We start from the raw sequence: 20,875 nt of genomic DNA on the forward strand, positions 1-20,875 counted from the left end.
TCTCTCAAAATACATCGCTTCTGAGAGCGATCTTCAATTCAAATTAAATCGCAGAACTAAAGAGATTACAATTTGTAAAGCAAATTAATTTTGTTCAGGAGTCAGACTCATGCCGTTAAATGTAGGCGATACAGCCCCCGATTTCACTGTCAAAGATACGAACGGCAATACCGTGAAACTCTCAGATTATGCGGGTCAAACGGTTGTGATGTATTTCTATCCGAAAGACGATACCCCAGGCTGCACCAAAGAAGCGTGCAGTTTCCGCGACAATTACGAGCAGTACACCAGCAAGGGAATTCCCGTGTTTGGAGTGAGCATGGACGATGAAGCCTCTCACCAACGCTTTACGGAGAAATTCAGCTTGCCGTTTCCCTTGTTGGCAGATACCGATGGGGCAATTACCAAGGCGTATGATGTCGATGGCGGCGGCTACTCGAAGCGCGTGACTTACGTGATTGGGTCAGATGGCAAGATTGCTCAGGTGTTTACGACGATTCAGACGGATACGCATGCGACGGATATTTTGCAGGCGATAGGGGCTTAGGGAGAGTGGGGAGTGAAGTGCTTGCTCCCCATGCTCCTATTCCCTCATTCCACCAATTTTAAGAAGAATCTGACGATCGAAAGATTTATCGATGGTCAGATTTTTTTCGCTTTCAAAAAGCATGAGTATATTAAGAGGCGAACTGGTCGGAACTAATTCAGGGATATCCACATGACTGACAGCACGATCGCGACAGAATCGCTTACATCCGGGGGCGGCAGTGCACCTCCAACTTATGCCGGACCACAAGAAGTTTTAGTGAATAAACCTGTTGTGCTTAAAGGCAGTTATGATGCCCGGCGCATCCGGCGTATCACCGTCATGGCAGAGGATAAATTCAATTTAGGCGTGACGCTGAATAATGGAACTTGGCAAGTTTCGATGCCGAGGGGATTTTCAACACCAGGCGCACGCTGGTTGAGGCTAAAAGGTTTCGATGGTAGTAATAAACTGGTTGAAAATCGAGTGTTTTACATTACCGTTAGTCGCGATCCGCTGACGGTTGGACAAGCTTTGACTGTGAAAGTGCTTCGAGATACGTTTTTCAAAGTCTCGACCGATGATTCGTCCCGGTTGAACAATCAGCAGAAAATTTTAGTCAAAGCGGGACAGACTTACACAGTCAATCGCTATGGATTTATTGATGGACATTTGAAGTTAGATCTAGCCAGTGCGATCGCACCGATCGGCAATTTCGGTTATTTCTATGAAGATCATGTCCAACTGAGCAAGGGATCGCAGATTTTCAGATTTTCGCTCGATGATGTCCCAGATATTCCCTTGGCTGCGCAGCTTTTAATTCGTCAAACAACCTTCTTAAAAACTTCTGCGGCTGATTCGTCGGCGTTAGCTGCGAATCAGAGAACCCAGGTGCTAGAAGGTCAAGTGTTCCAAATCATAGGCTATGCGTTTACGCAGGGACATTTCAGAGTGACGTTGAAAGATCCGATTCCAGGGTTTGGCAATCGAGGGTTTATCTTCTGGCAATATGCTCAGATCAAACGCAACGGAAAGGAAATTCCTTATGATTCGAGTTCTCTGACGGTGACAGCCTTGCGCGATACCATCATCAAGAAACGTCCTGTCGAGTCGTCACAACTTCAACCCGATGAGAGAGCGACCTTCAATGCGAATCAGTTCTACAGTGTCTCGAGCTACATGATCGAGGGTGGGCACATCAAAGTTTCGCTGAATGAGGAGCTTCCAGGATTTGGCAACACAGGCTATCTGTTTCCAGACTTTGTGCGAATGAGTCGAGGCAATCGATCGTTTAACCCGATCCCGGGAACGGTGGAGTTAAATGTGCCGTACTTTTCACAGCGAGACAATCCGCGTTTCTATTGGTCTACTTGTAATGTCACCTCGATCGCGATGTGCATGTACTATCTGGGAACTCGTGCGCGCTGGGGGAGCCAGCTAGAAGATGAGCTTTTGCAATGGTGCTTTAACAAAGACGGACAAGGGTCGCAGATCAATCACAATACGCTGACGAATTTGATTAATGCCTATGGATATGACGGGATCTTTAGTACGAGATGGACATTCCGAGACATTAGGGAAGAATTGATCAATGGTCGCCCCGTTGTCTTATGTGGAATGTTCACGTCCTACGGTCATATTGTGACTGTCATTGGGTACACACCCGATGGATTCATTGTGAATGATCCTTGGGGTGATGCTTTGACAGGTTACTCGAATACTGAGGGGCGTAAGTTACTTTATCCCTATGGCTACACGAATCGAGTGTGTGGCCCTGATGGAGAAGTTTGGGCGCATTTTATTCGACGGAGATAGGAGAAGACTCAGGATCATGAGTTCAACTTGCCCGACAATTTCCGGTTGATTAGCAAAATCTAGATGAATTGAATTCTTGATCCTAAGCTTCAATCTCTGAGAGTTCCATCCAGCGAATCGTTGCTGTTTCAATCTGCTCGTCGAGTTCAGCGAGTCGCTCAGAAAGTTTCTGAACTTCACTGAATCCGGCGGGTGGATTGTGATAGAGCTTTTGCTCGATCGTGGATTTTTCCTCTTCCATCTGCGGAATTTGCGCCTCTAAAGCTTCGAGTTCGCGCTTCTCTTTGAAAGAGAGCTTCCGAGGCTTGTTTGAAGCAGGCTTTGGCTCAGATTTTTTCTCGACTTGTGGTTTCTCAATGGGTACTTCTTCGTCTTTCTTGAAATCCAAGTACACAGAGTAATTGCCGGGATATTCTCGAACGGTTCCACCGGATTCGAGCGCAAAAATCTTATCTACAGTGCGATCGAGAAAATAGCGATCGTGCGAAACCACAATTACACAGCCATTGAAATCTTCCAAATATTCTTCTAAAACGGCTAACGTCTGCACATCTAAATCATTCGTCGGCTCGTCCAGAATCAAAACATTCGGCGCACTCATTAAAACGCGCAGTAAAAATAAACGCCGTCTTTCTCCACCGGAGAGCTTATTAATCGGCGCATATTGTTGATTGGGCGAGAAAAGAAACCGCTCCAACATCTGAGAAGCAGTAATGATTTCACCATCTGCCGTTTTAACTAACTCGGCTACGTCTTTGAGATATTCGATCACCCGCTGATTTTCATTAACGAGCAGATCATCCGAATGTTGATCGAAGTAGCCGAAATGAATCGTGCTGCCCGTCTCGATCGTGCCTGAATCGGGTTCGAGTCTGCCTGTAATCAAATTCAGTAAAGTCGATTTCCCCGCGCCATTTCCGCCAATAATGCCAACGCGATCTTCTGGGTTGAAATTGTAGGTGAACTCTTTGATCAGAGTACGATCGCCGAATCCCTTGGTCACTTTTTCGAGTTCAACAACTTTTTTGCCGATTCGTCGTCCGGCAGTCGAAATCTGCACTTTAGTTTGAGCTTGCTTAAACTCAGTCTCTTGCATCTCATGAACGCGATCGATTCGAGCTTTTTGCTTGGTACTGCGCGCTTTTGCTCCCCGTTTAAGCCATTCTAATTCTCGGCGCAATACCCCTTGGTGCTTGCGTTGCGAACTCGCTTCAGACGCTTCTTGCGCTGCTTTTTTCTCTAAATAGTACGAGTAATTGCCGCTATAGCTGAAGAGATCGCCGCGATCGAGTTCGATAATTCGATTCGTCACTTGATCGAGAAAATAGCGATCGTGAGTCACAAGCAACAATGCACCACGATAGCGACTGAGATAGCTTTGTAACCACTCGATCGACAATGCATCTAAATGGTTCGTTGGCTCGTCCATGAGTAACACATCAGGTTCAGCGAGCAATGCAGTTGCTAATGCGACTCGCTTACGATATCCACCTGAGAGCTTTTCAATCTTGGCTTCTAAATCTTGAATGCCTAGCTTAGACAGAATGATCTTTGCTTTTGTCTCGAGTTCCCAAGCATTGATGGCATCCATTTTTTGAGTGACCTGAGACAATCGCGCCATCACTGCATCTTGATTGCCATGCGCTAATTGTTCAGAGAGATGCTCATATTCTTTCACCAATGCCATCTGCTCGCCGCTGTCGGCAAACACTTGTTCTAAAACGGTGCGTTCTGGATCGAGGTCGGGTTGCTGCGGTAAATAAATCATCCGACTGCCAGAACTGGTGGTCAGTTGACCACTATCGATCGATTCCATTCCAGCGACCATCTTCAGCAAAGTCGATTTGCCTGATCCATTGGTTCCGATCAAACCGACCTTTTCACCAGCTTCTAGGGTGAAATTCGCATCTCGAACAATTTCTTTGATGCCGAAGTCTTTTTTAACGGATCTGAGCGCGAGTACGGGCATAGGGGGTTTGATCTAGGACTGAAGTTTGATTCTAACCTCCGGAAGCCAAAAACTCTGCTGCGCTCAGCATGAATTCTGCAAAGGCGACGGGGTGAGCATCTTTCGCTTAGCGGTTGAAACAGCAGCTACACAGACAAAACCCGCCTCCGCAAGTTCAAGAGATTTTGAGTGCTCTTAGTCTGCAACGACGGGCTTTGTTTACATTGCCGCGAATTCCATTCGCAAGGCGCAGAAACGGATCTGGATTTAATTCATGGCTCGAACAGCGGCTCTTTCATCTTTGAGCAAAACTTCTCGAATCAATCGAGCTGCCATGCGCTGCGTGAAATCTCCGACAATTTGCTGCCCCATTTTCTGAGTTTCCGGTTTTGTTAACAAGCGCGGAATCAAAGCCAGCATCTTAGTTTGATCAAAACCACGGCTCTGTCTCAAAATTTCCCAGACTTTTTTGAGGTGGTCTAAAGTGGCTTGATTCTCAGGCGCTAAAGCAGGACGTTCTACGGCTAAGCCAACTCGCTCCCGGAAACCATACGTCAAATTCTGCCAAGCCGCTTGAGACAGCGAATCTAAACTCTTGACGATTTCATTGACTAAATTGACGCGGATAAATTCACCACGATCGCTAAACAAAAATTCCGTCGCTTGATCCAATGCCTGATCCAAGTTGTAATCAGAATTGTCTTTGGCGTTTTTCAGCAAATTCTCTAAGCGATTCCAGCGGAAGCTGCCATCTTTGAACAGCAAATCGCGCAAAGATGCTCGTAATTCTGGAGCCGGATCGGTAAGCAATCGTTTAGAAACGTAAGGATAAGCCTTACTCAGTACCTTGAAGTCGGGATCAACGTTGATGGCAATCCCTTCTAGAGTGACCAGCGATCGAATAATCAAGGCAAAGAAGGCAGGCACTTGAAACGGATATTCGTACATCAATGCCGATAACTTATCCGTAATACTCTTGATATTAATTTCAGCAACGGAAGCGCCTAATGCTTCGTTAAACACTTCTGCAAATGCTGGAATGATCGGAGTGAGATCCATCGTGGGCGATAGAAATCCCAGATTGACGTAATCGTTGGCTAACCCTTCAAAATCGCGATTGACTAAATGCACGATCGCTTCAATTAATCCATATCGCTGATAGGGTTCTACCTGGCTCATCATGCCGAAATCCAGATAAGCTAAGCGTCCATCCGGCATCGCTAGCAAATTCCCTGGATGAGGATCAGCGTGAAAGAATCCGTGCTCTAGAAGCTGTCTGAGTGAACATTGCACCCCAACATCGATGAGGTGCGTTGCATCGATTCCTTGTTCACGAATCGCTTCTAGCTGAGTCAATTTTGTCCCTGTGATCCACTCCATCGTGAGTACGCGCCGCCCGGTGTACTCCCAATAGATCTTAGGCACATAGATTTCAGGCAGATGTCCGTAAAGTTCTTCAAACCGTTCAGCGTTGTGACCTTCTTGGGTGTAGTCCATCTCCTCGAAGATGCGGGTCGCTAGCTCATCAGCGATCGCGACTAAATTACTCCGTATGCGCTTAATATTCTTCATCGCCCATGCTGACAAGCGGCGCAGGATAAACATATCCAAGGCAATACTTTGCGCCAAACCGGGACGCTGAACCTTGACTGCAACCGTTTCTCCCGTTTTCAGCTTGCCTTTGTAAACCTGACCCAAAGACGCAGCCGCGATCGGCATCGGGCTAAGTTCTGCATAAATCTGATCAGGAGTTTTGCCTAATTCTTCTTGAATAAATTGAAAGGCGACTTCATTCGGAAATGGCGGCAACTGATCCTGAAGCTTTGTTAATTCTTCTAAATAAATCGGGGGCACCAGATCGGGTCGTGTCGAAAGCGCTTGACCGATTTTGATAAAGGCAGGACCCAGTTTGGTCAACATCTCTCGCAGATGTACTGCCTGTTGTTCCTGATGTGCCACACTTTGGCCCGTGATGCGATCCCACCATAACCGAGTCGCAAAAAATAAAAATGGCAAGAAAATTCCAGCCGTCCGTTGCCAAACCTTGAGCGTGCGAGTTCGGTAATAGGCTGCGATTAAATCTGGGTCATATCGCAAAGTTGTCATATCCGCCTGATTTGGGATCAGCGCGAGTTCTGACGTAATCATGCCGTTCTCTGTCCGAATAAACGGCAGAGCATCCGGGATCTGAGCTTCAGTAGAGATTGCGGGGCGTGTGGGAGTTCCATTCATCGATCGGCACCGGATACGGCAATGTAAACTATTGTAACAAGAAGCTTTGCGAGAGTTAATATTCTCAGTAAATCATCTTGTTCCAAGGATTGGGAGAAGTTTGATCGCCAGATTACCGTATCAAAACAGCAGAGAAATCCCGAAAAAGGGCGAGACCTTGAATTTTCTGCCTCATTCTCTTGACGCTTCATCAGAACGGATTTACTATTATCGAGATCAAATCTCTCTTGTACTCCTAGCCGTCCCCGCTAACATTAAAGGGTGTGGATCATCTTTTGTGAGCCTTCATGCTATTGTCTCTGCGGATCGAAAACTTTGCACTGATTGACCATCTTGACCTTACCTTTGGGTCAGGACTGCACGTTTTGACTGGCGAAACGGGCGCAGGGAAATCGATTATTTTAGACGCGATCGATGCCGCACTAGGTGGCAAGGTCACAGGTCGGGCTGTCCGAACGGGAGAGGAAAGAGCCTCGATCGAGGCAACGTTCCGCGTCAATGATCTCCTCAAATCCTGGTTTGAGCAGGAACAGATTGATTTACTCGATGAGGATATTGTAGTCTGTAGTCGCGAGATTGTGGCTCTGGGCAGTAGTCAGCGGAATCGATCGAGAATTAACGGGGTATTGGTCAACAAGCAACAAATGGAGGGATTGCGCGATCGTTTAGTCGAAATTACCGCGCAAGGGCAAACGGTGCAATTAGGTCAGCCTAGCCTTCAGCGAGATTGGCTCGATAGTTATGGGGGCGTTGCCCTGCTCAAGGCGCGTGAAGTTGTCAGTCAGGCATTTACAACTTATCAACAAGCATCTCAAGCGTTAGAGAAACGTCGCCATTCGGAACAGCAGCGTCTCCAGCAGCTTGATCTGTTTGAGTATCAGTTGCGGGAGTTGAATGCAGCGAATCTAATTGATCCTGATGAATTGGATCAATTAGAGCAAGAACGGAAGCGTTTGAGCCATAGTGTCGAATTGCAGCAGCAAAGCTATCAGGTTTATCAAGCGCTTTATCAGAATGAAAATGGCGAAGATGCTTGTGCAGATTTGCTCGGAAAAGCAGAAAACTTGCTGACGGATATGGCTCGATATGACGAGCAAATTCAGCCGATTTTGGAGATTGTCACTTCGGCGCTTGCTCTCGTTGAAGAAGCGGGACAGCAAATGAATGCTTACGGCGATGATCTCGAAACCGATCCACAACGGCTGCAAGAAGTAGAAGATCGCGTCCTCGAACTCAAGCAAATTTGTCGTAAATATGGACCAACTTTAACCGACGCGATCGCACTACAGCAATCCCTCCAATCCGAGCTGGAAGAACTAACTGGGGCAGGACAATCGATCGAAGAACTCGCTGAACTCACTGAAACTCGCAAAGCTGCATTGATCGAAGCATCTGAGCATCTGACTCAATTGCGCAAATCGACCGCACAAGGATTAGAAGCGCGATTAGTTGCCGAATTGAAGCCGTTAGCGATGGAAAAGGTGCAGTTTCAAGTTGGAATTACGCCTATTGCTCCGACTTCTGCCGGAAGCGATCGTATTACTTATCTCTTCAGTCCGAATCCTGGCGAACCGTTGCAGCCTCTAACCGAGATTGCTTCGGGTGGAGAAATGAGTCGATTCTTACTAGCGCTTCAAGCCTGTTTCTCCCAAGTCGATTCTGCGGAAACGTTAGTCTTTGACGAGATTGATGTGGGTGTATCGGGACGGGTGGCGCAAGCGATCGCTGAAAAGCTCTATCATCTTGGTCGCCATCACCAAGTTCTCTGTGTGACGCACCAGCCGATTGTGGCGGCAATGGCTGACCAGCATTTCAATGTTGCGAAGCAAGTGGTTGAACTGCACAAGTCACAGAATGGTAAGGGCGCAGATTTGCGAACGATCGTAAAAGTAACTCCCCTTGATCGAGAACAACGCCGTCAGGAACTAGCTCAGCTTGCCAGTGGTCAAGTGGGTTCGACTGAGAATGCAACCACTGAAGCAGCCGCGATCGCGTTTGCAGATTCGTTACTAGAGCAAGCTGCAAGTTTGCAAGCAGGTCAAGCTGGTTTGCCCCCAGCAGAGCAACCGAAGGCGAAGGCAAAACGGGCAAAATCGGCACGTCGATCGTAGATTGATATTGTTTCAGATCGATCATGGCGAGACTGGCTTCTATTTGGTCAATCTTAGACAGAAGCGCAATTACTACTATGGCAAGACAGGCGCGATTGTGTCGAGATATAACCATCGGAGGTCGTAATGAGTGAGGACAAGCCCAAGCGTGGTAGACCGCGTGTGCATGAAAATCGACAGCAGGAATGGAAAAAACGCACCAATTTTGAGCAGTCTGAAAAACGCCGCAAATACAAAGCGGAATGGGCAAAGCGTAAACGACAGGAAAAGAAACAAGCCGAATCTGAGTAGGTACAAAAAAGCGATCGAGGTTTTCTCGATCGCGCTCACTCAATCTGAATTACTTCTACTGAATCGCGTGGACATAGTTATGATTTGGGGCACAAGTGAAGCTGTGCGGAAACCATTCCGAGGTGCGCGGAGACCCGTAACCTCTACCCGTGTCGTCCCTGTACTCGATCGCAGTGGAGGTGACGACAACGCCAGTCGCTGCATTGTTTAGTGTTTGGCTTGACCAAGTCTCAGTTTCGTTCGGTGTCAGGACTTTGTTAAGCAGTCCTTCCGTGTAGACTGTGTTGCCACCGACTTTGTACAGCAATCGAAGCACTTTGATTGAGGCTCCCTTCTTATTTGTTACTTTCACAGTGGCTTGGCATTTGACCCCGGCTGCGGTAGCTGGCGACGTAGCGCCGAACGGCACGGTAGCGCCGAACGAGACAGCTAGTGCCATAGTAAGCGCGGCTAGTACACGGCGATGAGTAGCGTTGTGCAGCGGATCAACTCTGAATTGCGTGTTGCAGATAGCCATGAATATTTCTCCTTTTGGGACTAGATATTGTTGATAACTGGGTAGTGACCTAGGACGAGAAAACCTACCTAAAAAAGGTTTCAGCTAACAAAAGATTGAGCCTTAGATAGATCCTGTCTCGTCTGATGTTGCTACCCAACAACCTACACGGTGGACTTCTGACTTTTATGCAGCGCAGTCAGTTGCGATATCCGAAATCTTTTTAAGCAGCGATCAGGGAGATCGATATCTTGCAGCCGTTTCCTTCTCCTCATTTCCAACCGAATCCTGAAAGTTACGGCACTGAATTGAGCACAACGCCGTCAGGAGCTAGAACAGCGTGCAAGTCGTCAGATGGGTTCGCTGAGAATGCGACAACCGAGACAGCTACGATCGCGTTTGCGAATTCGCCGTGAGAGCAAGTTGCAAGTTTGCAAACAGGTTAAGCCGTTCCGCTCAAGGGGTGACAACGAAGCTAGAGAGCAGACTGGATCAAGGAAATGGCATTGAGACCTCGCTGAAAAAAGGGACGTTTTTGCGGCTTGAGTGCCATCAACTTGGTCGCCAGAGTTGACCACAATTGCAAGGGTTCAATCCACAACCTGCCATACAAGCCAATCCAGAAATTGCTATGTCGGTTTCGGGTTCGCTTCGGCTCCTTGACTCGACCGACGTAGCATTGCACTTGCTTTTGGCGAATGCGTCGTCCCTGAAGCGTTGAGAGCGAATAAGCAATGGCAATCAGAACCAGTAGTGCATTGAATCGGCGTGAATCGGCATGGCAATCTTCGAGATGATAGCCACCGGATTTGTAGTCTTTGAACAGCGGCTCAATGGAGAAGCGATTAGAGTAAGCTTTCAGAGTTTGTTCGGCACCGACGAGATTGGTCAGCAGATACCAAGCATCAGAATTCGATTGACGGTAGGCGCGTTTTTGGCGCAAGACTAAATTATGCTTGCCGAACCCGCGATTTTGCGTGACTTGAATGTGCAGATATTGCTCAGTGATTCCGGGCGTTTGTGGCAAATCGTCGAGGCGAGTAAACGCATCGCTGTCATTCGGTTTGATGGTCGTACTTTTCGGTAAACGGAACACGAATTTGACTTGTTTTTCCACACACCAAGCAGCAAGCTCGATACTGTGAAACTCACGGTCTCCGAGCAAAATGAAGCGATACTTTTTCAACAGATGAAATACCGGACATAACACTTTTCGTTGTTCAGCCAGCGAACTCTGTCCTTGCTTGTTCAGCCACATCCAGTGCAATGGGATTGCCCGCTTCTGGTATACAAGACTCACCATGATCAAGTTATGGTTTTGCCATTGCGTCCGGTCAACCACCAGGTGAAGCGGAGTTCTACCTGAGTAATGTCGTTTGATCCACTGCTTGACAATCGGAAACCAGATCGCTTGTGGAGTCAGTTGCGGCAGACTCAAGAATCGCTGAATATTCCGCCGTCTGCTCTCAAATAGAATCGGTTGCGGAAACAGGGTCGCTATCCGTTCAATCGTAATTCTTCGCTCTTTTTGCAACAGTTCGACCAAGATTTCTAGCGTCACAAATTGCGCTTCCGTTAATTGCGATTGTAAACAGGTTTGATAGAATGAGGGCAACATCTTTTAGATTGATGGGGTGAAACAAGTGGAATCACCTCATTTTTTCTGTCTCTCAATGCTGCTATCCGGCATCCTTTCTACCGTTCAGTCGTGTCGTCACCCCTTAAGGCCGTTCCGTCTTCAATAGAGCAACAGAAGAAGACAAAACGGGCAAAATCAGCACGTCGATCGTAGGGCAGCACTTAAACTTCAACAGAAATGCTGATCGATTATCAAGGTCTAAAACTCAAAATCCCCCAACTTTGGGGGACTTAGGAAGCGAATCACCTGCACACAAGGTAGGACGCGCTAAAACTGAATCGTTTCCGTCTCGGCATTTGCTGCTTCTAACCATTCCTGCATTGCTGGAAGTGCCAAAATCGCATCTGCATAAGCCTGACAAACCGCATCAAGCTTCACATCATACGTCCGAAATCTCAACACAACAGGCGCATAAACCGCATCCGCGATCGTAAACCTGCCAAACAAAAACGCTCCTCCTGCTCCATATGTTTCCCGGCAATACTTCCAAAGGGTTGTAATGCGATCGATATCTTTCTGAACTTCCGCCTGAATCTCATAGTTCGGAAAATGCTCTCGGCAATTCATCGACATTTGAGTTCGGAGCGGCAGAAATCCAGCATGCATCTCTGCACAAATCGATCGCGCCATTGCACGAGCGGAGCGATCGCCTGCCCACCACGATCGCTCAGGAAACATCTCGCTCAGATACTCGAAAATTGCCATTGAATCCCAAACCGTTCGAGATTCGTGAATCAAAATGGGAACTTTTCCATTTCCATTTGGGCAGTACTGGCGAATTTGCTCAGAAGCTTCCGGTGTATAAAGTGGAATCCGAACTTCATCAAAGGAAAAGCCAAACTGTTTCAAAGCGAGCCACGGACGCAATGACCAAGATGAATAGTTTTTATTGCCAATGATTAAAGTAAGAAAAGCCATAACTTTAGACAACTGGAGCGTTGACGGATTCGATCGAGGATTCTAATCTTTGTCGAGCTAGATAGTCAGCAAGCTGAGCTTCGATTTTAGTTCTGACCTCTTGCCGATACTCATAGAAATGCTCATTCAAAGCACAAACTGCTAGGTAATGTTCGACTACTTTGGGATTGTTTCTCAAAATGCTAAACAGATGATGCCAGAATATCCAGCGGGTTTCTCGAACGACCCCTTGTCGCCAGCAAATCGTAAGAAAAGCTTGAACTACTTTCCAGGTTACTTTTCTGAGCTTCGATCGATGTCTCGGTGCGCCTAATTTCATGAAATGCCGATACGCTCGATCGAGATAGTTCACCGGATCGTACAATCGCCAAAATCCATCAATGTATTCGCGCGTGACTTCTTCGAGCGGACGAGTCGGAACAAAGTTCATCAGTGTTGTCTGATTAATGTTCGCGACATCTTCAACCAAGCGCCCTTCCTTCTTCAAACGATGCCACAAAGCCGTATCAGGTAAAGCTTGCAACATTGAGAAAATTGCGATCGGAATTGTTGTCTGCTCCACAAATCGCACAATACGATCTCCCGCACCCGATGTTTCACCATCAAATCCAATAATGAAACCTGCCATCACCCGCAATCCTTTCCGAGCGATCGCATCGACTGCATCAGACAGAGAATCGCGTGTATTTTGATGCTTATTCGTTAAGGTTAAGCTAGACTCATCCGGGGTTTCAATCCCCAAAAACACACTGTTAAAGTTACACTCGACCATCATCTCCATCAGTTCTGGATCTTGTGCTAAATCAACAGAAGCTTCAGTACTCAAACTAAAAGGATGTTCATGCTCGATCATCCATTCTTTCAATGCCTTCAAAAGCAATTTAACGTTGCGCTTGTTGCCAATGAAATTATCATCGACCATAAAAATCGATCGTCGCCAGCCCAATTCGTATAAGCGATCGAGTTCTGCTAGCAGTTGTTCAGGACTTTTGGTTCGAGGTTTGCGCCCATAGAGCACAATGATGTCACAGAATTCACACTGGAACGGACAGCCTCGTGAGAACTGCACCGACATATTATCGTAAGCATCAAAATCTAATAGATCAAATCTGGGAATCGGTGTAGTGCTAACATCAGGTCGATCTCCACCTGCACGATAAATCCCGTGTGTCTCGCCTTTCTGCACAGCTTCGACAAACATCGGCAAGGTGATCTCACCCTCATCCAAAATTAAGTAATCTGCCTCGGCGACTTCATTCGGTAACGCCGTTGCATAAGGGCCGCCGACAGCGACCTTCTTCCCGCGACGTTTTGCTTCTCGGATTTGATCTAAAAGATCGCCTTTCTGAACAATCATGGCAGACATGATCACGAGATCTGCCCAATCCCATTCCGCTTCCGTTGCTTCGCGGAGATTGCGATCGACTAATTTAAACTCCCATTCTTGCGGTAAAATTGCAGCCACCGTAATCAATCCAAGCGGCGGTAACATTGCTTTGCGTCCGACAAGCTGTAACGCTTTTTCAAACGACCAAAAACTTTGTGGAAAGACTGGATAGAGCAACAAAACACGCATAGTTAATCCCGATAAACCTATACTATGAACTCAACGGCAAGCTTTCGCAAGCTTAACGTGATCTTCTAGCTGGCTTTCGAGACTTCGTATTTCGTAATTAAGATCCCGTAATTCGGTTAAGTTTTCTGACAAAAATTAATTTCGATTGCTGATGACCTGATTTTCAGATTGAGAATTGGTCGTAAATAACCACTCTTGCGCATCGTTCATCAGCGCATCTTCTGCAGCGCGAGGCAATTGTACATCAACGCCATTGGTGACTGCACCGAGTAGTCGCAGATTTGCATTTTCGGTGAGTTGATCGATCGCTTCTTCTAGCAAGCTCTGCTGAGTGACCCCCGGACGAGTCACTAAAATCATGCCGTCTGTATAAGGCTCCAAAATAAATGCATCGTTACACTTACTCAGACAAGGAGAATCCAGAACGACAAGATCAAAGCGCGCTCTCGCATCTTCGAGTAAGCGGCGGAGTTCGCTCGACTCCAGCAAGGAAGCCGCAGACGCTTGTGGGCCTGGACTTGCGACAATATAAAGGTTTTCGACATCAGGAGCAAGCCGAATACAGTCGCTAATTTGTCCAAAATATCGCAAGGGTTCGATCTGACTATCTGGATCAGCCGTGAGATTCACCCCCTGAGCCGATGAGGGAGAACGCAGATCAGTTTCAATTAATAAGGTACGTTTTCCAGCACGAGCCGATGCGATCGCCAAATTGTAAGCGGTCACAGTCTTACCTTCGCCGTCCACAATACTAATCATCATCAGCACTCGCAAGTTCTTCGTCTCGGTCAAGCGAAGATTACTCCGGAATCGCTCATAATATTCCGCATAAGGTGAATCGGGCTTGATCAAGATTGGCGAAGCATTTGGAATAAAAGACTTCACCTGTGGCAAAACTCCAAGAATTGCGACATCTCGCTGACGAATTGCTTCTCGTAAATCTTCTGCCGTGTAAATTGTGCCTTCGAGAGTATCGAGTAAGAAGATCAGTCCTGCCCCTGCGACTAAGCCCACGATTGCCCCGACTGCTAGCGTCATGGGAATACTTTTTGGAGCTTTGACCCCGGTTGGAGCGACACTGGGCGGCTTACTCATGCCTAAACTACTAACAATTTCGACTTCAGCCGCTTTCGCATCAACCAGCTTTTGCTGCATCTGATCATGGAGATTCTTTCTCAGTTTGACTTGATCTTCAAGCCGAGTTCGAGCCAGTTGCTTATTGGGAATGCTCGAAAACTGTTGTCGCAGTTCTTGCTCCGATCGCACACTAGAAACAATCTGCTGCTGAATGGATTCTTGCTGCGTTTTCAGATTCACCAAGGTGTTTGCGAGCTGCTGCCGTGCCGGATCGAGGCTGCTATCTTGCCGCACATTGGCGATAAAGGGAGCAGCATTTCCGTTGCCCCCGATAACTTCAACCGCTCGTTTCCGAATCTCTTCCTCATACGCTTGCTGTTGTTTCCTCAATGTTTCGACCTGCGGATGTTCAGGACGGAGATCTTTAAGTAAGACCGCCATTTGTGATTCGATTTGTTGAAGTTGTGCTCGGAGACTTGCAATGATTGGATCAGCACTCAAAGCGGAAGACACATAGGCTTGATCGGCACTGAGTCCTAGCTTTTGCTCAAGACTGGCAATTTGAGCATTAATCCCTTCTAGTTGTAATCGAAGCTGCTGTTGCTGCTGTTGGCTACCACTGATTGATTTAACAATATTGCCATCCTGCGCCGCAAAAAGCTGCGGACCTTCGATGCGATCGTATTGTTCTAAGGTTCGTTCAGCTTGGAAAAGTTCCTGCTTTACTTTAGGTAGGCGTTGTTCAATCTCAGCAATAATCGCTCGCAATCTCGCTGAATTATTCAATCGACTTTGTTCAATCAATTTTCGAGACAATAAGCTCAGAATGTCTCCAGCGCGTTGTGGATTGCTATCTGCAAAAGTTAGATTGACTTCCGCTTTTGCCGCAGCTGCATCTTTGGGATCACCTCCCCCTGTGATTTTGATGGTTAACCCTTTGACAAGGCTTTTTGGCTCAATCCCAATTTCTTTCGCGACTGCTTCTAGAACTGCATCTGTGAGTAAAGATTCTTTTGTAAAACTTTCGACCGGTTGGCGAACCTGTGCGCCGATCGTGGAAAACGTAATCGGAGGTGCATTGCCGACGAGTTGCGCTTCTCCTAGATAGCCAATGGGCGGTTCAGGCTGAACTGCAACCACTCCACTGGCTCCTAAACCCACGACACACCCTGCCGGAATCACCCATTTGTAGCGATTAACCGCGAGTAGATAACGTTTCACGATCGGTGGAACCATAAGAAGCCTTCACTAGAAAATAGGGGTAGATGATTTACTCTCGTCCAGTTGGACCAAACAAGTTCTCCGCTCCGTTTTGCAGTTCTCTGAAGAACAATAAGAAGCCCAAAACATCTCGGAATGGCTGTGTAAAGGTGTTGAGTGCGTAGGTGATTCTGCCAATCAGATTCCGTCCTACCACAATGACGTCATTGTCTTCGAGCGCAATGTTTTCTCCCATGTTGCCCTGCAAAATGCTCCGCGCATCGATGTTGCGAGTGACAGCTTTCTTCTGATTCGGGTCAAATCGAATCAAAGCGACTCGGCGCAGATTTGCGTTATCGGGACCAGGTCGCACTGCTGTGAGCGCATCGAGGAATGTACTGCCATTGGGTAAAGTCAGTGTGCCTAACCCATTGTTGGAATAGCTGAGAAATCGAACGGTAATTTGAGGTTTGACTAATGTCGATCGACCCATCAACAGTCGATCGTAATTTTGATCTTGCTCAGAAAGCTTCGGAATTACCATGACATCCCCATCTTGCAATTTCAGATCGGGCAATGGCGTTCCATCTTGTAGCGGTGTGACTAAATCTAGTTTTTCTTCTAAGACTGATCCATCTGCTAAAACTCGTTTGACTTGTACCGCTCTGAGATCCGCTCGTCCCGTTGCACCTCCGGCAAGCAGAAGCGCGGCTGAAGTTCTAGGGAGTTGCAACGTGTAGAGTCCGGGTTTAGCAATTTCGCCTGTCACGGTGACGAGAACGGGGCGCTGTCCGATTAGGGAGACGAATACAACTGGATCGATGACGATTCGATTCACAGCTTGGCGAATTTTTTCTTGCGCTTCGGAGATCGTTAAACCTTGCAGCGAGATTTTACCGAGGAGTGGAGCCGTAATATTGCCTTCTTGGTCGATCGCAGCTTGAAAATTCAAATCGGCAAATCGTTGCACTTGCACTGCGATCGTATCTCCTGCTCCTAAGCGATAGAGATTGAAGGATTTGATCGGTGGAACAGTGGGTGCGGTTGATGTAGCAGGCGCGGTCGGTGTTGCAGGAGTGTCGCGCAATTTCTGACGCGCTTGTTCGATCAGTTCTAGAGGAGTGGGGCGAGCTTGTGCGGTCGGTAAAGGTGCAGAAGCTTGAGCCGATGCCCGTTGGGTGTTGAGCCAGATTGAGAGTGTTGGCGTGAGCGTGTACACTCCTGCCATGAGAAGAGACGTAATCCATCCACGCGGAGCGGACTTAAAGAAATGGAGTTCAACTAAACGCATGGGGCAAGCTATCCAGTCAGAGCGGGGAATTTGGCTCACTACGATCGCTACATTGTATTGAGCTAACCTCAGATGGCATCCGAGATTTCCGCGCTTAGTATGCCCAGATTGGCTAATTTGAACGCAGAACTTGATTCGTCAAGGTGGATTGTACGGTTTGCACCAGGGGTTCGAGTCTGCTGCGATGCGGTTCGATGTCTTCTAAGGGTTCAATCGGTAAAATCACGCTCACGGCTACCCAAGCGGCTCGCTGATTTTGCCATTGAGCCAGTCGATCGCTGATAAACCACTGCATCGGTGCAGGATGTCCGCCGTTCGCCCAGGCATACCACCGCATCACGGCATAAGTTTGATTTTGCGTCCAGGCGCGATGAAATTCGACTGTGATGGAATCGATCTGAATCTGACGATAGGAATCAGTTTTCCACCCTTGAGAGCCTTCTAGGTCTGTCCATTCAACTTGGGGCTGGTCAATCGATCGAGCTTGCGGATAAAACAGAACTGAGGCTTTCGTTTGTGATGCGTCTTGGAGTTCTTGGTACATCCATTTGTGATCACCGATTTGGACGTTTTTTTTCTCGATCGTTTGCCAGCCTGAAATGTTCAGTCCCTCTTTTTTGAGCGATCGCAATTCCGATAAGACTTTTACCTCGGGTGGAGCTGTCCAACGCCATTTGCCGCCCGAGAGATATCCGGGGAGTGCGCCTAAAAGCACTAATCCACTCACAATCAGCAAGAGCACGACTTTCGATAAATTGACTCGTAGCGATTTAGAGAGTGAGGTGAGCATTTTAGGATTCAGGGCGATTGAACAGGTTTTCGAGCGGACTAATAAGCAGTACTAGTAAGCCCAACATTGCAGCTGAGTAGACATCTCCACCCCAACCGTCATGTAGCCATTTGAAAGCGGCATCTTGTCCGGTTCCGTGGAAAAAGGTGAGGATAGTATTGCGGATAATGTTTGCAATGACGCTGGTCAGCAGCGCGAGGCTGATGAAGGTGATGCAGAAATTGCGCGATCGTAAATTGTTTGTCCAGTACAACAGCATCAAGCTGACATAAAAACTGGTGAATAACATTTTGAGTCCAGCGCAATAGGGTGCGACTTCAACTAAGCGCTGATTGACGAAGATGTAAATGTTTTGAACCGTCACATCCATTCCCAACTGATTCAGGATAAAACCTGCAGTTCCAGCAATGAAACTTTGCAGCGGTAGGGTGTACGGGGCAAGTAAGTAAGGAATCTCGTTTGGCGTTGCGAGAAAAACGAGCAGTAGGGCGAACGATTGCAGTTTCAGACCTGGAAGACCTTTGAGCCACAAGCAAATTCCGGTCAGTAAAATCGGAAATGAAAGATTGACTGGATCAGGCAATCCTGAAAGATAAAGTACGCCTGCCAACATCATGAAGCCGAGACTGACAAAGCGAGCTGACCCAACTTCATCGGAGAGCCGTACCCAGCGTTTGCGGTTATACCAAGCAATGTAGGCAGCAAATGGGAGTCCGATTAAGCCGTGGCTGAAGTATTCGTGTTCGATGCTGATCGATTTCTTAATCCAGCCGTTGTACCAATGGATCAGAAGCGGGACATATAAAACGGCGAGAAGTCCGAGGAGAACGAATTCGCTCCAGTATCGATCGAGGAAAGATGAACGCCGGATTTGCATGATTTTGAGCAGCTAATAGAGCAGGATCGGGGTGTCAATATCAGGTTCAAGCTGACATTTTTACAGCAGCAGGAGTAGCGAGACTTTCCTCGATCGCACCGACAACTTGAATTACCTGAGCTTCACTCATACCTGGGTACATCGGGAGTGAAAGAATTTCTTTGCATAGATTTTCGGCAACTGGAAACGCTCCTTCTCGATAGCCCAGATGCTTGAATGCAGGCTGCAAATGGCAAGGGAGAGGATAGTGAATTCCAGTCTGAATTCCTTGTGCTTCGAGGCGATTTTGCAGGGTTTCTCGATCGATCGATTCTGCTTGGTCTTGCATGACTCGCATCACGTATAAATGATAGACATGCCCTTTCCCACTCAGGTTAGAAATTGGCATCAAACCGCGTGAAAGTAAGGGTTTCAACAGCGCATTATATTGTTCTGCGATTTGAGCGCGATCACGGTTCCAGCTTTTTAGGTGAGGAAGTTTTACATTCAAAATTGCTGCTTGAATTGAGTCAAGTCGGCTATTCGTGCCAAATTCGGTGTGAAAGTATTTGCGCGGCGCGCCGTAGTTTCTTAAGGTGCGGACTTTGTGCGCGATCGCTTCATCTTTGGTCACGACCATACCGCCATCACCCAATGCGCCTAAATTCTTGCTCGGATAGAAGCTAAAAGCTGCTGCTAACCCAATCGCTCCGGCTCGCACGCCTTCGCGTTCTGCCAAATGAGCTTGGGCTGCGTCCTCAAAAATAATCAGTTCATAAGTATGTGCTAAATCTCGCAAAAGGCTAGGCGAAACCATTTGTCCATAGAGATGCACAGGCACAATTGCTCTCGTTCGAGGCGTAATCGCTCGTTCTGCAGCAGCGAGATCGATCAGGGCCGTTTTCGGATCGCAATCGACTAAAACGGGGGTTGCTCCGCAACGCAATACTCCAATGAGTGTGGCAACAAAAGTATTGGCAGGCAAAAGCACTTCATCGCCTTGAGCAATTCCACAGGCTTGCAGACCGAGCGCGATCGCATCTGTGCCACAAGCGACACCGACACCATGACTCACGCTACAGGCTTTAGAAAATGCTTGCTCGAATTCCAGGACAGACTGTCCCATGACATAATCGCCACGTTGAAGTACGCCCTGAATTGCCTGTTCAATCTGGGATTGAATCGGTTGATGGAGAGGTGCGAGATCGACAAAAGGAATGGAAGGAGAGACGCTCTGCATACTTGAAGCCGCCACGAAAGATGAGCAAGCCGAGTGGAAACTCAGGGAAGTTGGAGAATGGTTTGTGATGGAGTAGGGGGTGGGGAGTGGGGGAGTAACGTTTTCGATTTCCCCACTCCCTACTCCCCACTTGAAGCTCTTAGGCTTCAAACCGGACGGTCACAAACGTCAACTGGCTCAGAGTACCCAATTTTAAAAATGGCGGTTTCAGTAAGTTCGCTAACACCAGCCTTCTTGATGGGCTTGGCGTTTGGATTGGATATTACCTAAATGTTTTTTCACAGTATCGATCGTAATAAAGAGACGTGATGCGATTTCTTTGCGCGAAAGATTACAGCGTTTTAGAAACCAGACTTCGGCTTCGCGCGGTGTTAAACCGAATTTCTTTGCCTCGGTGACAGCCAGACTTTGCAGCGATCTCTGTTGGTCTTCGAGCCGCACGAGGAGACAGGCTTGCTCAAGTTCGAGCCATTGAACCTGGATACGGTAGGTGTGATTGTCCTCGGTTTTGAGTTCGGACTCGATGACTAAAGGGCGATCGCCATACCACTGGCGGCTATCGATCAACGCTTCACAGGAACGCCAGACCTCGGTTGGATATTGCTCAGCCGGATTGAGTTGATAACAAAGCTCCGTTGCAGGTGTATTTGCGAATATGACTTCACCTTGCGGATTCAGAATTAAAATGCCATCAACTAAGCCTTCAAGCACAGACAATAAGAAATCATTGGGGGTAGTGTTAGCCATAATGTTCATCATCTTCAGGGGCAAATGAACTGTTGATAAGGCTGAATACGGTTGATGTTTTGGTTTTATGCACCCGACTCACCCTTGCCTAATCTGAAGGTACGCAATTTAAACGCGTTTGA

General features: G+C 47.5%; 17 protein-coding genes. 5 read left to right on the plus strand and 12 right to left on the minus strand.

Translation table 11 applies throughout. From position 1 onward, the window contains the following. Positions 1–109: 109 nt before the first annotated feature. Together LEPBO_RS0125310 and LEPBO_RS0125315 are read left to right on the plus strand one after the other, a co-directional pair. Positions 110–547, plus strand: coding sequence for a peroxiredoxin (locus LEPBO_RS0125310; protein ID WP_017290389.1), 438 nt, complete (start codon positions 110–112; stop codon positions 545–547). 171 nt (positions 548–718) lie between these two features. Then, positions 719–2,341 (plus strand): C39 family peptidase, encoded by a 1,623-nt coding sequence (locus LEPBO_RS0125315; RefSeq protein WP_017290391.1) that lies wholly within the window; start codon positions 719–721, stop codon positions 2,339–2,341. Positions 2,342–2,423: 82 nt separating this feature from the next. On the opposite strand, the gene LEPBO_RS0125320 is transcribed toward LEPBO_RS0125315, so the two are convergent. Both LEPBO_RS0125320 and LEPBO_RS0125325 read right to left on the minus strand, forming a co-directional pair. After that, on the minus strand, positions 2,424–4,310 hold the full coding sequence (locus LEPBO_RS0125320; RefSeq protein WP_017290392.1) for an ABC-F family ATP-binding cassette domain-containing protein: 1,887 nt from the start codon (positions 4,308–4,310) through the stop codon (positions 2,424–2,426). A gap of 246 nt (positions 4,311–4,556) precedes the next feature. Beyond that, a complete protein-coding gene (locus tag LEPBO_RS0125325) occupies positions 4,557–6,521 on the minus strand; it encodes an ABC1 kinase family protein (RefSeq protein WP_017290393.1) in 1,965 nt (654 codons plus the stop codon). Positions 6,522–6,808: 287 nt separating this feature from the next. Here LEPBO_RS0125325 and recN point away from each other — a divergent pair, with 287 nt between their 5' ends. Together recN and LEPBO_RS43420 are read left to right on the plus strand one after the other, a co-directional pair. Further along, positions 6,809–8,632 (plus strand): DNA repair protein RecN, encoded by a 1,824-nt coding sequence (gene recN, locus LEPBO_RS0125330; RefSeq protein ID WP_017290394.1) that lies wholly within the window; start codon positions 6,809–6,811, stop codon positions 8,630–8,632. Positions 8,633–8,758: 126 nt separating this feature from the next. After that, positions 8,759–8,923, plus strand: a complete 165-nt coding sequence (locus LEPBO_RS43420; protein WP_017290395.1) for a hypothetical protein — start codon at positions 8,759–8,761, stop codon at positions 8,921–8,923. A gap of 55 nt (positions 8,924–8,978) precedes the next feature. On the opposite strand, the gene LEPBO_RS0125340 is transcribed toward LEPBO_RS43420, so the two are convergent. Then, entirely contained in the window at positions 8,979–9,362 is a 384-nt protein-coding gene (locus LEPBO_RS0125340) for a hypothetical protein (protein WP_144056269.1), read from the minus strand. 308 nt (positions 9,363–9,670) lie between these two features. On the opposite strand from LEPBO_RS0125340, the gene LEPBO_RS43425 reads away from it, so the two are divergent. Then, positions 9,671–9,835: a hypothetical protein gene (locus tag LEPBO_RS43425; protein ID WP_190711102.1), complete on the plus strand. Its 165-nt coding sequence runs from the start codon at positions 9,671–9,673 to the stop codon at positions 9,833–9,835. A gap of 59 nt (positions 9,836–9,894) precedes the next feature. Here the strand turns inward: LEPBO_RS43425 and LEPBO_RS0125345 are convergent, their stop codons facing one another. The 9 genes from LEPBO_RS0125345 to LEPBO_RS38255 all read right to left on the minus strand — a co-directional run bounded on the left by LEPBO_RS0125345 (position 9,895) and on the right by LEPBO_RS38255 (position 20,753). Beyond that, the gene (locus LEPBO_RS0125345) at positions 9,895–11,037 is read right to left on the minus strand and encodes an IS4 family transposase (protein WP_017285525.1); all 1,143 of its coding nucleotides are present in this window, start codon (positions 11,035–11,037) and stop codon (positions 9,895–9,897) included. A 288-nt stretch (positions 11,038–11,325) separates the two neighbouring features. Next, positions 11,326–11,976 (minus strand): glutathione S-transferase family protein, encoded by a 651-nt coding sequence (locus LEPBO_RS0125350; protein ID WP_017290397.1) that lies wholly within the window; start codon positions 11,974–11,976, stop codon positions 11,326–11,328. A 4-nt stretch (positions 11,977–11,980) separates the two neighbouring features. Then, on the minus strand, positions 11,981–13,552 hold the full coding sequence (locus LEPBO_RS0125355) for a B12-binding domain-containing radical SAM protein (protein ID WP_017290398.1): 1,572 nt from the start codon (positions 13,550–13,552) through the stop codon (positions 11,981–11,983). 135 nt (positions 13,553–13,687) lie between these two features. After that, positions 13,688–15,865 carry a GumC family protein gene (locus tag LEPBO_RS0125360; protein ID WP_017290399.1) on the minus strand — a complete coding sequence of 726 codons (2,178 nt, stop codon included), beginning with the start codon at positions 15,863–15,865 and terminating at the stop codon, positions 13,688–13,690. A 34-nt stretch (positions 15,866–15,899) separates the two neighbouring features. Then, positions 15,900–17,120: a polysaccharide biosynthesis/export family protein gene (locus LEPBO_RS0125365; RefSeq protein ID WP_144056270.1), complete on the minus strand. Its 1,221-nt coding sequence runs from the start codon at positions 17,118–17,120 to the stop codon at positions 15,900–15,902. 112 nt (positions 17,121–17,232) lie between these two features. Beyond that, the gene (locus tag LEPBO_RS0125370; protein WP_017290401.1) at positions 17,233–17,910 is read right to left on the minus strand and encodes a cyanoexosortase B system-associated protein; all 678 of its coding nucleotides are present in this window, start codon (positions 17,908–17,910) and stop codon (positions 17,233–17,235) included. Position 17,911: 1 nt separating this feature from the next. Further along, a complete protein-coding gene (crtB, locus tag LEPBO_RS0125375; RefSeq protein WP_017290402.1) occupies positions 17,912–18,787 on the minus strand; it encodes a cyanoexosortase B in 876 nt (291 codons plus the stop codon). Between the two features lie 46 nt (positions 18,788–18,833). Continuing rightward, complete coding sequence (locus LEPBO_RS0125380; protein ID WP_017290403.1) at positions 18,834–20,006, minus strand: DegT/DnrJ/EryC1/StrS family aminotransferase; 1,173 nt, start codon at positions 20,004–20,006, stop codon at positions 18,834–18,836. 219 nt (positions 20,007–20,225) lie between these two features. Then, positions 20,226–20,753, minus strand: coding sequence for a helix-turn-helix transcriptional regulator (locus LEPBO_RS38255; protein ID WP_017290404.1), 528 nt, complete (start codon positions 20,751–20,753; stop codon positions 20,226–20,228). Between the last annotated feature and the right edge of the window lie 122 nt (positions 20,754–20,875).

The organism is Leptolyngbya boryana PCC 6306 (assembly GCF_000353285.1).
Lineage (GTDB): Bacteria > Cyanobacteriota > Cyanobacteriia > Leptolyngbyales > Leptolyngbyaceae > Leptolyngbya > Leptolyngbya boryana.